Genomic DNA, 13,971 nt, shown 5'->3' with positions numbered 1-13,971 from the left:
GCGAATGGCCGGCTCATGGTTTATTGGCCGCGAGGCCTTATTTTCTAGAGAAATGCACAACCAGTTTGTCGCCCACGGTTTGCAGGACCTGCACCAGCACCAGCAGCAACACCACCGTGACCACCATGACGTCGGTCTGGAAACGCTGGTAACCGAAGCGGATCGCCAGGTCGCCCAAACCACCAGCGCCGACTACACCGGCCATGGCCGTGTAGGACACAAGCGTAATCGCTGTCACCGTAATCGCTGCAAAAATGCCCGGACGGGCTTCCGGCAGCAAGGCGTTGACGATGATCTGCCGCGTCGTTGCGCCCATGGCTTGGGTCGCTTCGATGATGCCGCGGTCGACTTCGCGCAGGGCGGTTTCCACCAGGCGGGCGAAGAACGGTGTGGCGCCGACCACCAGCGGTGGGATCGCGCCGGCTACGCCCAACGAGGTGCCAGTAATCAATACCGTGAACGGGATCATCACGATCAACAGGATGATGAACGGCAGCGAGCGCAGGATGTTCACGATCAGCGACAGCAGCGCATAAACGCCCCGGGCTTCGAGCAACTGGCGCGGGCTGCACAGGAACAGCAGCACGCCCAGGGGCAGGCCGAGCAGCACGGTGAACAACAGCGAACCGAACAGCATCAGGAAGGTGTCGCCCGTCGCCAGCCAGATTTCCAGCCAGTCGATGTTGGAGAAGAACGAACTCAACAGTTCCATTAGCGCAGCACCTCCATGTGGACATCGGCCGCGGTGAAGCGGGCAAACGCCGCCTCCATGTCACCGCCGGTGATGGCGAGGGTCAGTTGCCCGTAGGGGGTGTCTTTGATGCGGTCGATACGACCGGCCAGGATGCTGTAGTCCACGCCGGTTTCCCGGGCGATGGTGCCGAGCAACGGCGCGTAGGTCGCGTCGCCCTGGAACGTCAGACGCACGATGCGGCCTGGGACGTGAGCGAAATCGTCGCGCTGTTCGCTTTCGTCGATCTGCTCGTCTTCCTGGACGAAACGCTTGGTGGTCGGGTGCTTGGGGTGCAGGAACACCTGGGCCACCGGGCCTTGCTCGACGATCACGCCGGCGTCCATCACGGCCACTTGATCGCAAACGCGGCGGATCACGTCCATTTCATGGGTAATCAGCACGATGGTCAGCTTCAACTCGCGGTTGATTTCCGCCAGCAGTTGCAGCACCGAGGCGGTGGTCTGTGGGTCGAGGGCGCTGGTGGCCTCGTCGCACAGCAAAATCTTGGGTTTGGTCGCCAGGGCGCGGGCGATGCCGACGCGCTGCTTCTGTCCGCCGGACAATTGCGCCGGGTATTTCTTGGCGTGGTCGGACAGGCCCACCCGCGCCAGCAACTCGGCGACGCGCTGGTCGATTTCGCTGCGGGACAATTCGCCGGCCAGCGTCAGTGGCAGCGCCACGTTGTCGGCCACGGTCTTGGACGCCAGCAGGTTGAAGTGCTGGAAAATCATCCCGACTTGCTGGCGGAAGCGGCGCAGGCCGCTGGCGTCCAGGGCGGTGACTTCCTCGCCGTCGACGATGATCTTGCCGCCCGTGGAGTCTTCCAGGCGATTGATCAGGCGCAGCAGGGTACTTTTTCCCGCACCGGAATGGCCAATCAGGCCGAAGACCTGACCGTTCTCAATCGTCAGACTGGTCGGATGCAGGGCGGGGATATCCCTACCGGCGACCCGGTAGGTTTTATGGACGTCTTGAAACTCGATCACGTAGCGAACCTTGTGGGGCGCGTTGGAAAAGGATCAGCGGTTAGCCGGGCGCGCATTTTAGCCTGTCCGTATAGAGGTTCTTAGCATTTATTTGCGATCAGACCTTTCATTTGGCAATAACGCGATCAAAGGCCATAAAAAAGGAACACGGCCAAACGGCATCGGTCACTCATTAAGCCACTCGAAAATGCCCAGGTGCCGAACCTGCGGTATCGAACTCAAGAGTCCCGGCCATGGCGGGGATTGCAAAGAGGAGTCATGCCTGATGAGTACCAACAAGCCCACGGTCAACAAGAGCCAACTGGCCGGGACCGACACGCTGGATCGCGGCAACACCAACGCCAAGCTCGAGAGCCTGGAACAGTTCCGCTCCGACGCCACCGAACAGGCGTTGCGCACCAACCAGGGCGTGAAGATCGCTGATAACCAGAACACCCTGCGCGCCGGCCCCCGGGGCCCTTCGTTGCTGGAAGACTTCATCATGCGTGAAAAAATCACGCACTTTGACCATGAACGCATTCCGGAACGCATCGTCCACGCCCGCGGGACCGGCGCCCATGGCTATTTTCAGAGCTATGACGCGCATTCGGCATTGACCAAGGCCGGTTTCCTACAAGATCCGAGCAAGAAAACTCCGGTGTTCGTGCGTTTTTCCACTGTGCAAGGCCCACGCGGCTCCGGCGACACCGTGCGGGACGTGCGCGGTTTTGCGGTGAAATTCTTCACCGACGAAGGCAACTTCGACCTGGTGGGCAATAACATGCCGGTGTTTTTCATTCAGGACGCGGTGAAGTTTCCGGACTTTGTCCACGCGGTAAAACCCGAGCCCCATAACGAAATTCCTACAGGCGGCTCGGCCCACGACACGTTCTGGGATTTTGTCTCGCTGGTGCCGGAATCGGCCCACATGGTGATCTGGGCGATGTCTGATCGGGCCATTCCAAAAAGCCTACGCACGATGCAGGGTTTTGGTGTGCACACCTTCCGCATGATCAACGCCGAAGGCAAAAGCAGCTTCGTCAAATTCCACTGGCGCCCTACCGTCGGCACCTGCTCGTTGGTGTGGGACGAAGCCCAGAAACTGGCGGGTAAAGATACGGACTACCACCGTCGCGATCTCTGGGAGTCGATCGAGATGGGCGATTACCCGGAATGGGAGTTCGGCGTGCAGGTTGTCGCCGAGGAAGACGAGCACAAGTTTGACTTCGACCTGCTCGACCCGACCAAGATCATCCCTGAAGAGCTGGTGCCCATCACGCCCCTGGGCAAGATGGTGCTGAACCGCAACCCGGACAATTTCTTCGCCGAGGTCGAGCAAGTTGCGTTCTGCCCAGGGCACATCGTGCCGGGCATCGACTTTTCCAATGACCCGTTGCTGCAAGGACGGCTGTTTTCCTACACCGATACGCAGATCAGCCGACTTGGTGGGCCGAATTTTCATGAGCTGCCGATCAACCGGGCGATCACCCCGGTACACAACGGCCAGCGTGATGCGATGCACCGCACCACCATCGACAAGGGGCGTGCGTCCTACGAGCCGAACTCCATCGACGGTGGCTGGCCGAAGGAAACCCCGCCCGGCCCGGAAGACGGCGGCTTCGAAAGTTATCCAGAGCGCATCGACGCCTACAAGATCCGCCAACGCAGCGATTCGTTCGCCGATCATTTCTCCCAGGCGCGGTTGTTCTACAAGAGCATGAGCCCTCATGAGCAGGAGCACATCATTGCTGCCTACAGCTTCGAGCTGGGCAAGGTGGAGCGTGAGTTCATCCGGGCGCGGCAGGTCAATGAGATCCTCGCCAATATCGACCTGGAACTGGCCGGGCGAGTGGCGAAAAACCTCGGGTTGCCGGCGCCTACCGCGGGCACCGTCGATGTGCCAACGCCATCGCTGCAGCAGTCACCGGCTTTGAGCCAGGCGAACCTGCTGTCCGGCGACATCAAGACGCGAAAAGTGGCGGTGTTGGTGGCTAACGGTGTCGATGGTGCGATCATCGATGCGCTCAAGAAGGCCCTGGAGGCCGAGGGCGCTCACGCCAAAGTGCTGGGGCCGACCTCCGCACCGGTGACCACGGCCAATGGGAAAACGCTGGCGGTGGATGCGTCCATGGAAGGGTTGCCGTCGATTGCCTTTGACGCGGTGTTCGTGCCCGGTGGCGCGGAGTCGATCAAGGCTTTGAGTCGCGACGGCGTGGCGTTGCATTACGTGCTGGAGGCCTACAAGCATCTGAAAGCCATTGGGCTTCATGGTGAGGCCCGGCAGCTGTTGGTGGAGTTGAAGCTGGAGGTGGATGCGGGGTTGATCGAAGACGCGGATGCGAGCGGTTTTTCGCGGTTTTTTGCGGCGATTGCCCAGCATCGGGTTTGGGCGCGGGAGCCGAGGGCCAAGGCGGTTCCGGCCTAAAGAGATTTGTTGTCTGGTAGGGCGCTATCGCGGGCAAGCCTTGCTCCCACAGATCAGCTCCACAGGATCAACTCTCACAGGTGTTAGCTCTCACAGGGTCAATTCTCACAGAGAACACATTGACCTATGGGAATTGCCCTGTGGGAGCAAGGCTTGCCCGCGATGCTTTTAGGGTTTGCGAGGTGTCAGCACGACCTGCGCCGGCACACTGCGCAAGATCTGCTTCTGCAGTTTCAAATCAAACCCCGGGTCCAGTTTCTTGACCCGCTTGGTCAGCAACGTCGCCAGCCACGGATAATCATCGGTGCGCGGCGCCTGGATGCTGACGTCACACTGATAATTCACCACGTCGGCGGCGATGGCATCCAGTTGTCGACGCATTTGCTGTATATCGGCGAGGTTGAGCGCAACTGTGGTGCTGGGGGCGCTCGGGTCGATCACTTTGGCGACCGGTTTGGCTTCGGCAGCCTTGAGGTCGGCCTCGGCTTTATCCAGGTCGGCCTTGCGGGCTTCGGCAATGGCGCTGTTGACCTCGCCGGTGAGCGCTGGGGCCTTGGGCATCAAGGCTCGGGCACGGCTCAGGGCGGTGGCGGCGGCGTTTACATCGCCTTTTTGCAGATCGATCTGGCTGCGGCGCAAATACGCCTCGGCCAGTTGCCGCTGATAGGGTTCCAGCGACCGGTCTTCGGGCGACTGGGCTTGCAAGGCGGCCAACTGGTCTTCGGCGGTGGCCAGCTCATTGCTGGCAAGGCTTTGCTCGAGCTGCGCGATGGCCGGGCCCCGCGTATCGGGGGCCTGGGTGACCGGCGGTGTACTCTGGCAGGCGCCCAGTAGCAGGGAAAATGCGACAAGGAGCAGATAACGGGAGGCGAACGGCTTCATTCCTGCGACTCTCTATTTGCGCAAAAAGCGAGCAAGTCTACACCCCTCGACGAGGCAGGACAAAACTCAGCAGAAACAGCGCGGCGGCGCTGACCACGATCGACGGGCCGGCCGGGGTGTCCTTGAACCAGGAAAGTGCCAGGCCGCCACACACCGCGAGCATGCCCAGCAGGCTCGCGCCCAGGGCCATCTGCTCGGGTGAGCGGGCGTGACGCTGTGCCGCAGCCGCCGGGATGATCAGCAATGAAGTAATCAGCAACACCCCGACGATTTTCATCGCCACCGCGATGACCACCGCAATCAGCAGCATCAGCGCCAGGCGCAAGCCCAGCACGGGCAGGCCTTCGACCCGGGCCAACTCCTCGTGCACGGTGACGGCCAGCAAGGGCCGCCACAGCGCCACCAGCAACACCAGCACCGCGGCGCTACCGCCGAGGATCCACGACAGGTCTGTAGGACTGATCGCCAACAGGTCGCCGAACAGATAGGCCATCAGGTCAATCCGCACGTCATGCATGAAGCTTAGTACCACCAGCCCGAGGGACAGGGTGCTCGGCGCCAAAATACCCAGCAGCGTGTCGGACGCCAGCGGTTGGCGGTGTTGCAAGGTCACCAGTACCACCGCCAGCAACAGGCAGCCAACGGTCACCGCGACCGCCGGGCTGACGTCCAGCAGAAACCCCAAGGCCACGCCGAGCAACGCTGCGTGGGACAAGGTGTCGCCGAAATAGGCCATGCGCCGCCAGACCACGAACGAACCCAGGGGGCCGGCTACCAGGGCGAGTGCCAAGCCTGCGAGCAGGGCGTACAACAGAAAATCAGCCATGCTTGCAGCCATCTCCATGAACATGATTGGAAGCAGAAGGGGCGCTGACCACCGAACCATGCAGGTCATGGGCGTGGTCATGGTGGTGGTGATAAATCGCCAGGCTTTGTGCGTTTTTTCCGAACAGCTCGACGAAAGCCGGATCGCCGCTGACTTGCTCGGGATGCCCGGAACAGCAGACATGGCGATTGAGGCAGACCACCTGGTCGGTGGTGCTCATCACCAGGTGCAAATCGTGGGAGACCATCAGCACGCCGCAGCCGTGGCGGTCGCGCAGGCGCGTGATCAGGCTGTACAGCTCGGCCTGCCCCGCCACATCGACCCCTTGCACCGGCTCGTCGAGCACCAGCAGCTCAGGCTCACGCAGCAGGGCGCGAGCCAGCAATACGCGCTGCATCTCGCCACCGGACACGCTTTGCACCGGGCTGTCGATCACCTGTTCGGCGCCGACTTCCTTGAGCGCGGCCAAGGCGCGTGCGCGGTCCACGCCTGGCACCAGGCGCAGGAAACGCAGCACCGACAGTGGCAGCGTCGGGTCTACGTGGAGTTTTTGCGGCATGTAGCCGACGCGCAACCTGGGCTTGCGCCAGACGCTGCCACTGTCGGGCTTGAGCAAACCCAGCACGGCGCGCACCAAGGTGGTCTTGCCGGCGCCGTTGGGGCCGATCAAGGTCACGATCTGCCCCGGTTCGACGCTCAGGTGGATGTTGTCCAGCACGCTCTGCCCGGCGAACGTCACGGCCACCTGTTCGAGGCGGATCAACGCATTGCTCATCAGGCCCCCTGGCAGCCGGAGCAGAGACCGACCACTTCGACGGTCTGGGTATCGACCACGAAGCCGACGTCCTTGGCGCTGGCGATGATGGCATCGCTGATGGACTTCTGTTCCAGCTCGATGGCGGCGTGGCATTCGCGGCAGATCAGGAACTGGCCTTGGTGGGCGTGCTCCGGGTGGTTGCAGCCGACGAAGGCGTTCAGCGACGAAATGCGATGCACCAGGCCGTTTTCCAAGAGGAAATCCAGCGCCCGGTAGACCGTCGGCGGTGCGGCGCGGCGGCCGTCCTGCTCGCTGAGCACCGCGAGGATGTCGTAGGCGCCCAGTGGCTTGTGGCTTTGCCAGACCAATTCCAGCACGCGCCGACGCAGGGCGGTCAGGCGCAACCCTTGGCGCGCGCAGATGGCGTCGGCCTCGGACAGCGCGCTGTGCACGCAGTGGGAGTGATCGTGGGGGCGACTGGCAAGGGGTGTAATAGGCATGGGCAGCGACGAGTTTAGTGAGAGACGTTATTATGTTACCCGTTCTCGCCTCTACGAGTGGTCATCGTGTCCCGATTTTTTTCGCTCTTTGTCGCTTTTGTCGCAAGTTTTCTACTGATTGGCTCGGCCCAGGCCGACGTCAAGGTGCTCACCAGCATCAAGCCGCTGCAACTGATTGCCGCCGCCGTGCAGGACGGCGTGGCCGTTCCAGAGGTGTTGCTGCCGCCAGGGGCTTCGCCGCATCACTATGCGTTGCGGCCATCGGATGTACGCAAGGTCCAGTCGGTGGACCTGCTGTATTGGATCGGCCCCGATATGGAAGGCTTTCTGCCGCGGGTGCTCAACGGTCGCACGTTGCCCTCCGTTGCCATCCAGGATTTGCCGGGGCTCAAGTTGCGTCACTTCGCCCAGGACAGCGCGTCCCACGAGGATGATGACCATGACGCCGATGAACACGATCACGACCATCGCCCCGGCACCGTGGATGCCCACCTGTGGCTCTCGCCGCTCAATGCGCGGGTGATCGCCGCCAAGATGGCGGCTGACCTGAGTGCGGCGGATCCGGCCAATGCGGCCCGCTATCAAAGCAACCTCAAGGGCTTCAACCAGCGTCTCGATGCCTTGGACATACGCCTCAAGGCGCGTCTGGCCGGGGTCGCGGGCAAGCCGTATTTCGTCTTCCACGAGGCGTTCGACTATTTCGAAGACCACTACGGCCTCAAGCACGCCGGGGTGTTCGCCGTGGCCGCCGAAGTCCAGCCCGGTGCCCAGCATGTGGCGGCAATGCGCACGCGCTTGCAGGCCGTGGGCAAAACCTGCGTCTTCAGCGAACCGCCCCTGCGCCCGCGCCTGGCCGAAACCCTGGTGGCCGGGTTGCCGGTGAAGCTGGCGGAGCTCGATGCACTGGGCGGCTATACCCCGGCGACGGCGCAGGGGTATGAGCAGTTGTTGGAGAAGTTGGGCAATGATCTGGCGGGGTGCCTGGAGTCGTTGTAACCCCGGCTGCTCTTGTGGCGAGGGAGCTTGCTCCCGCTGGGCCGCGAAGCGACCCTGAAATCTTGCGGTCGCTGCGCAACCGAGCGGGAGCAAGCTCCCTCGCCACAAAAGCCTTCGCGCCCCTGTCGGTTATCAGAGGGCGAAAGGCAACACCGTGTGAACCGTCTGCCGCTGCGCCAAGCGCTGCTGGAATTCCATCGGATCGTGAATCAACACATCCTGCCCGGCAAAGGATTCAGCGGCGATCAACCGCGACAGCCAGAACCGCACGCACGCCACGCGCAGCATGGTTGGCCATAACTCGGCTTCGGCGGCAGTGAACGGTCGCAGCGCCGCATAGGCGCCCAGCAACGCCCGCGCCCTGGCGCCATCGAGCACGCCGTCGTCGTCCGAGCACCAGTCGTTCAAGGCAATGGCGACGTCATACAGCATCGGCCCGGAGCAGGCGTTGTAGAAGTCGATCAGCCCGGTCAGGTGCGTGCCTTCGAACATCGCATTGTCGCGGAACAGATCGGCATGGATGTTGGCGCGCGGCAGCGCCAGGATGCCGACTTTCTGCAACGAGATCTCATCCAGCGCCGCCTCGAGCAGCCGACGCGGCTCGGCGTCGAGGTGCGAGAGCAGCTTGGCGCCCTCCTCCTGCATCCAGTCCAGGCCGCGATCGGTCTTGCGCTTGATCATGTTGTCGCGGGTTGCCAGATGCAGATGCGCCAGCAACTCGCCGACCTGGGCGCAGTGCTGGGCGTTGGCCTGCTTGATGTGCTTGCCGGCCAGGCGCGGTTGCAGCAGCGCCGGCTTGCCCGCCAGTTCCCGCAGCGCGACGCCGTCGGTGGTGCGCAAGGCATAAGGCACCGGCAGATCGGCGTCATGCAGCACGTCCAGCAGTTCGATGAAGAACGGCATTTCCTGCACCGGGCCGCGCTCGACCAGGGTCAGGACGAATTCGCCCTGCTCCAGGCTGATAAAGAAATTGGTGTTTTCGCTGCCGGCGGCGATCCCCTGGAAATCAAGCAGGCGGCCAAGCCCATAAGGGGCGAGAAAGGTTTCCAGCTCGGGCCGAGCCAGGGGCGTGAACACAGACATGGTTAAAACTGCCAGTACGGGCGCCCTTCAGCGGGCGCCGGTTGAAGTGCAGAGCGGTACTACCACTCAAAGATTTTCCACGAAGGGATCAGCATATCCGGCTGGTCCGAGCGGATGAAGTTTGCATCGGTACCGTCGGCGCGTACCAGGAAATAAGGCTTGCCATTCTTGGGCGTGACCTTGATCGCGTACAAAAATCCGTTTTGCCGATACTCCTGAATGGTTTTATCTCCTTCGGTCCGGATGGTGACGTCCGGGTCCGCCGAGGGGGCGTCATCCGCCGCCATGACGGCCAACGGGGTGATTGCAAACAAGCCAGCCAGTAACAGGCGATTTAGTGTACGCATGATAACCTTGTCCCTTTGTCGTCAACGGTCCCGCTATTCTAGCCCCGGACCCGCCGAAAAGGTTGATCCTGCTCATGAGCCAAGCCCCCCTCGTCCTGGTGGACGGTTCTTCTTATCTGTACCGCGCCTTTCATGCGCTGCCACCGCTGACCACGTCCAAAGGCCTGCCGACCGGTGCGGTCAAGGGCGTGCTGAACATGCTCAAGAGCCTGCGCAAGCAGTATCCAGACAGCCCGTTTGCCGTGGTCTTCGACGCCAAGGGTGGGACGTTTCGCGATGAGCTGTACGCCGAATACAAGGCCAACCGTCCGAGCATGCCCGACGACATGCGCGTGCAGATCGAGCCGTTGCATGCCAGCGTCAAGGCCCTGGGCTTCCCGCTGCTGTGCGTGGACAACGTCGAGGCCGATGACGTGATCGGCACCCTGGCCCGCAGCAGCGCGGCGGCCGACCGTCCGGTGGTGATCTCCACCGGCGACAAAGACATGGCGCAATTGGTCGATGGGCACATTACCTTGGTCAATACCATGACCGGTAGCGCCCTGGACGTGGCTGGCGTGAAGGAGAAGTTTGGCGTCGCTCCCGAGCAGATCATCGATTACCTGGCGTTGATGGGCGATTCGTCCGACAACATCCCGGGCGTCCCGGGTATCGGACCGAAGACTGCTTCCGGCCTGCTGGTGGGCGTCAATGGCGGCCTGACCGAGCTGTATGCGCAACTGGACATCGTCGCCACCTTGCCGATCCGTGGCGCCAAGACCCTGGCCGCCAAGCTCGAAGAGCACAAGGAAATGGCGTTGCTTTCCTACGAGCTGGCGACCATCAAGACCGACGTACCGCTGGATGTCGGCCTCGACGACCTGCAAATGGGCCAACCGGATCACGAGAAACTCGCCGAGCTGTACACGCTGTTGGAATTCAAGAGCTGGTTCGAAGACAACCAGCGGGACGCCAAGCGTGCCGGCCAGGAGATCGTCGAAGTTACCGAAGAACAGCCCGGCGCTGCCGAGGCCAAGTACGAGGTCATCCTCGATCAGGCGCGCTTCGACGCGTGGCTGGCCAAGCTGGACAAGGCGCCGTTGTTTGCCTTCGTCACCGAAACCAATGGCGGCGATGCCCAGCATTCGCAACTCGTCGGCTTGTCGTTCGCCGTGGCCCCTTTCGAGGCGGCCTACATCCCGCTGACCCACTCCTACATGGGCGTGCCGGAGCAACTGGACCGCGACACGGTGCTCAAGGCACTCAAGCCGCTGCTGGAAAACCCGAACAAGCTCAAGGTCGGCCAGCACGCCAAGTTCGAAACCAACATCCTGGCCAACTGCGCCATTGGTGGCGATCAGAACAATGGCATCCTGGTCCAGGGCATCGCCTTCGACACCATGCTTGAATCCTACGTGCTGGACTCCACCGCGACCCGCCACGACATGGACAGCCTGGCGCTCAAGTACCTGGGCCAGAGCAAGACCGATTTCCAGGACATCGCGGGCAAAGGGGTCAAGCAACTGACCTTCGACCAGATCTCCCTGGAACTGGCCGGCCCCTACGCCGCCGAAGACGCCGACGTGACCTTCCGCCTGCATCAGGCACTGCAGGAAAAACTGGCCGCCACGCCAAGCCTGGGCACGGTGCTCAACGACATCGAAATGCCGCTGATGCCGGTCCTGGCGCGCATCGAGCGCCAAGGGGCGTTGGTCGATGCCAACCTGCTGGGCGTACAAAGTGTCGAGTTGGGCGAGAAGCTGGTGGCGCTGGAGCGTGAGGCGTTTGCCATCGCCGGCGAGGAATTCAACCTGGGCTCGCCGAAGCAATTGGGCGTGATCTTGTACGAAAAGCTCGGCTTGCCGGTGCTCAGCAAAACCGCCAAGGGCCAGGCGTCTACCGCCGAAGCGGTGCTCGCCGAGCTGGCGGAGCAGGATTACCCGCTGCCCAAGGTGCTGATGCAGTACCGCTCGCTGAGCAAGCTCAAGAGCACCTACACCGATCGCCTGCCGGAACAGATCAACAGCCGCACGGGCCGCGTCCATACCAATTATCAACAGGCCGTCGCCGCGACCGGGCGCCTGTCGTCCATCGACCCGAACCTGCAGAACATTCCGATCCGCACGGCCGAAGGCCGACGCATCCGCCAAGCGTTTGTCGCGCCGAAAGGCTACAAGCTGCTGGCGGCGGACTACTCGCAGATCGAACTGCGGATCATGGCGCACCTGGCCAAGGACGAAGGCTTGCTCTATGCGTTTCGCCATAACCTGGACGTGCACCGGGCCACCGCTGCCGAGGTTTTCGGCGTCGAGCTGGAAGCCGTCACCCAGGACCAGCGCCGCAGCGCCAAGGCGATCAACTTCGGTTTGATCTATGGCATGAGCGCGTTCGGCCTGGCCAAGCAGATCGGCGTCGATCGCAAACAATCCCAGGCTTATATCGACCGCTACTTCGCCCGCTACCCGGGTGTGCTGGCGTATATGGAACGCACCCGCGCCCAGGCGGCCGAGCAAGGTTTTGTCGAAACCATTTTCGGTCGCCGGCTGTACCTGCCGGACATCAACGCGAAAAACCCGGCCCTGCGCAAAGGTGCCGAGCGCACCGCCATCAACGCGCCGATGCAGGGCACGGCGGCTGACATCATCAAGAAAGCCATGGTGGCTGTGGATGGCTGGCTGACGGCGTCCGGGCTGGATGCGAAGGTCATCCTGCAGGTACACGACGAACTGGTGCTGGAAGTGCGTGAAGACCTGGTCGATCAAGTCCGTGAGGAAATCCGCCAGCACATGAGCGCCGCCGCCACCCTGGACGTGCCGCTGCTGGTGGAAGTGGGCGTGGGTAATAACTGGGACGAGGCGCACTGATCCTTTCGTCCTGAGGCTTCGAGCTTTTGTGGCGAGGGAGCTTGCTCCCGCTGGCCTGCGCCCTGTAGGAGCTGCCGAAGGCTGCGATCTTTTGATCTTGATCCTTCACTTGAGATTCAAGCGTCAGGGGAAAGATCGCAGCCTCGTTGCACTCGACAGCTCCTACGGGGCCGCTTTGAGCCTCAGCAGGAGCAAGCGTCCTCACCACATCGACTCACAGAAAACCCAGGCGCAGCCTCATTAGCTCTGAAGATTCCTACGGTTATTTCCAAAAATAATCTGAACTAAACCCGTGAATCGCCACTCAGAGATTTTGAATGGCTGGTGAAGCCCTTCAATGCTCCTATGTTGTGTTAAGTGTTGGCAGATATCTGGACCCCGCCCTAGCGGTCCGGAACTTGGACCCCGAACTTCCCCCTCCCCATAAGAAGTCCGGGGTTTTTTTTGCCTGCGATTTGGCTTATTCGGCCTCTTCGCTACCCTTGTCCGCCAATTCCATCCAATCGGCCAGCACCGTGTAGGCTTCTTCCAGGCCCATGCGCTTGGGCGCCGAGAACAGCTGGATGGTGATCGCGTCACCCCAGCCCTTGCGAATTTCCGACTGCACTTTGAGCAAGGTATTTTTCGCCGCGCCGTAGGTGAGCTTGTCAGCCTTGGTCAACAGGATGTGCATCGGCATACCGCTGGCGACCGCCCAATCAAGCATCAACAGGTCGAAGTCGGTCATCGGATGGCGAATGTCCATCATCAGGATCAGGCCTTTCAAACTCTCGCGGCTGCCCAGGTAGGCTTCCAGGTGACGCTGCCAGTGTTGCTTGAGCGGGATCGGTACCTTGGCGTAGCCGTAGCCGGGCAGGTCGACCAAACGCCGTTCATCGTCTAGCTTGAAGAAGTTCAAGAGCTGCGTGCGACCCGGGGTTTTCGAGGTGCGTGCCAGGCTCGCATGGGTCAAGGTGTTCAGTGCGCTGGATTTGCCGGCATTGGAACGCCCGGCAAAAGCCACTTCGAAGCCTTCGTCGTCTGGGCATTGATCGACTTTGGCGGCGCTGAGCATGAAGGTGGACTGTTGGCACAGGCCGAGGATGGGGTTCTTCAGTTGCATGGGATTTCCGATGTGGGCGGCGTCGGGAATGGACGCGGCAAGCTGTGTCGTTTCCGTTTCAGTGACGCCAGTATATAATGCCGCAGATTTTGTGTGCGCTTTGTCCCAGCGTAGGATGAAGTTCACGGGAGCGACCGACCGAAATTGCGCGTTAGAACGCAGCTCGTTCCCAACCCTGAAAAGGTCGTTTTATGACGAAATGGCTGCTAGCTGCCGGTGTCTTGATGCCGCTTTACAGCGCTCAGGCTACACAGGATCCGGAAGCTGTGTACAACCGTGTTTGTGGTGCCTGTCATTCCGGCCAACTCCCCACGGCGCCCCGCAAGGGCGATCAGGAAGCTTGGACGCCGAGGTTGGCGAAAGGTATGGAGACGCTGGTGCAACACGTGACCCAGGGTTTCAAGGCGATGCCGCCGCGTGGTTTGTGCATGGACTGCAGTGCCGAGGATTACCGAGCCATCATCCAGTGGATGAGCGAGTGAACCCGGTCCATAACTCTTTAACCCTTAGCC

13 protein-coding genes are annotated in these 13,971 nt (G+C 61.7%); 4 read left to right on the top strand and 9 right to left on the bottom strand.

Annotated features, from left to right (window positions below; translation table 11 throughout):
* Nucleotides 1-37 precede the first annotated feature (37 nt).
* Both AB4Z20_RS00675 and AB4Z20_RS00670 read right to left on the bottom strand, forming a co-directional pair.
* Complete coding sequence (locus AB4Z20_RS00675) at nt 38-712, bottom strand: methionine ABC transporter permease (RefSeq protein WP_003196204.1); 675 nt, start codon at nt 710-712, stop codon at nt 38-40.
* Entirely contained in the window at nt 712-1,719 is a 1,008-nt protein-coding gene (locus tag AB4Z20_RS00670; protein WP_024617176.1) for a methionine ABC transporter ATP-binding protein, read from the bottom strand. The genes AB4Z20_RS00675 and AB4Z20_RS00670 overlap by 1 nt, the downstream gene beginning before the upstream one ends.
* A gap of 187 nt (nt 1,720-1,906) precedes the next feature.
* On the opposite strand from AB4Z20_RS00670, the gene katE reads away from it, so the two are divergent.
* On the top strand, nt 1,907-4,123 hold the full coding sequence (gene katE, locus AB4Z20_RS00665) for a catalase HPII (protein ID WP_442089131.1): 2,217 nt from the start codon (nt 1,907-1,909) through the stop codon (nt 4,121-4,123).
* 168 nt (nt 4,124-4,291) lie between these two features.
* Here katE and AB4Z20_RS00660 read toward each other — a convergent pair whose 3' ends face one another.
* Genes AB4Z20_RS00660 through zur form a run of 4 tightly spaced genes read right to left on the bottom strand, consistent with a single transcriptional unit; the run spans nt 4,292 to nt 7,088 of the window.
* Nucleotides 4,292-5,005: a PA5502 family lipoprotein gene (locus AB4Z20_RS00660; protein ID WP_367860968.1), complete on the bottom strand. Its 714-nt coding sequence runs from the start codon at nt 5,003-5,005 to the stop codon at nt 4,292-4,294.
* A 37-nt stretch (nt 5,006-5,042) separates the two neighbouring features.
* Nucleotides 5,043-5,831 (bottom strand): zinc ABC transporter permease subunit ZnuB, encoded by a 789-nt coding sequence (gene znuB, locus AB4Z20_RS00655; RefSeq protein WP_442089130.1) that lies wholly within the window; start codon nt 5,829-5,831, stop codon nt 5,043-5,045.
* Complete coding sequence (gene znuC / locus AB4Z20_RS00650) at nt 5,824-6,606, bottom strand: zinc ABC transporter ATP-binding protein ZnuC (RefSeq protein WP_018602784.1); 783 nt, start codon at nt 6,604-6,606, stop codon at nt 5,824-5,826. Before znuC ends, znuB begins: the two co-directional genes overlap by 8 nt.
* Complete coding sequence (gene zur / locus AB4Z20_RS00645; RefSeq protein WP_018602776.1) at nt 6,606-7,088, bottom strand: zinc uptake transcriptional repressor Zur; 483 nt, start codon at nt 7,086-7,088, stop codon at nt 6,606-6,608. The genes znuC and zur overlap by 1 nt, the downstream gene beginning before the upstream one ends.
* Nucleotides 7,089-7,154: 66 nt before the next feature.
* On the opposite strand from zur, the gene znuA reads away from it, so the two are divergent.
* A complete protein-coding gene (gene znuA, locus AB4Z20_RS00640; protein WP_258690101.1) occupies nt 7,155-8,084 on the top strand; it encodes a zinc ABC transporter substrate-binding protein ZnuA in 930 nt (309 codons plus the stop codon).
* Nucleotides 8,085-8,216: 132 nt separating this feature from the next.
* On the opposite strand, the gene AB4Z20_RS00635 is transcribed toward znuA, so the two are convergent.
* Both AB4Z20_RS00635 and AB4Z20_RS00630 read right to left on the bottom strand, forming a co-directional pair.
* Complete coding sequence (locus AB4Z20_RS00635) at nt 8,217-9,167, bottom strand: homoserine kinase (RefSeq protein WP_253470607.1); 951 nt, start codon at nt 9,165-9,167, stop codon at nt 8,217-8,219.
* A gap of 59 nt (nt 9,168-9,226) precedes the next feature.
* On the bottom strand, nt 9,227-9,514 hold the full coding sequence (locus AB4Z20_RS00630) for a DUF2782 domain-containing protein (protein WP_018602771.1): 288 nt from the start codon (nt 9,512-9,514) through the stop codon (nt 9,227-9,229).
* 74 nt (nt 9,515-9,588) lie between these two features.
* Here AB4Z20_RS00630 and polA point away from each other — a divergent pair, with 74 nt between their 5' ends.
* Nucleotides 9,589-12,357 carry a DNA polymerase I gene (polA, locus tag AB4Z20_RS00625; RefSeq protein ID WP_442089129.1) on the top strand — a complete coding sequence of 923 codons (2,769 nt, stop codon included), beginning with the start codon at nt 9,589-9,591 and terminating at the stop codon, nt 12,355-12,357.
* A gap of 460 nt (nt 12,358-12,817) precedes the next feature.
* Here the strand turns inward: polA and yihA are convergent, their stop codons facing one another.
* A complete protein-coding gene (yihA, locus tag AB4Z20_RS00620) occupies nt 12,818-13,459 on the bottom strand; it encodes a ribosome biogenesis GTP-binding protein YihA/YsxC (RefSeq protein ID WP_003196227.1) in 642 nt (213 codons plus the stop codon).
* Between the two features lie 191 nt (nt 13,460-13,650).
* Between yihA and AB4Z20_RS00615 the strand changes: the two genes are divergently transcribed.
* Nucleotides 13,651-13,941 carry a c-type cytochrome gene (locus AB4Z20_RS00615; RefSeq protein WP_003177141.1) on the top strand — a complete coding sequence of 97 codons (291 nt, stop codon included), beginning with the start codon at nt 13,651-13,653 and terminating at the stop codon, nt 13,939-13,941.
* Nucleotides 13,942-13,971 lie beyond the last annotated feature (30 nt).

The sequence above is a fragment of the Pseudomonas sp. KB_12 genome, assembly GCF_052114545.1.
Taxonomy (GTDB): domain Bacteria; phylum Pseudomonadota; class Gammaproteobacteria; order Pseudomonadales; family Pseudomonadaceae; genus Aquipseudomonas; species Aquipseudomonas brassicacearum.
Note: the sequence above shows the minus strand (reverse complement) of the source record. Positions and strands in the feature narration are given on the sequence as shown.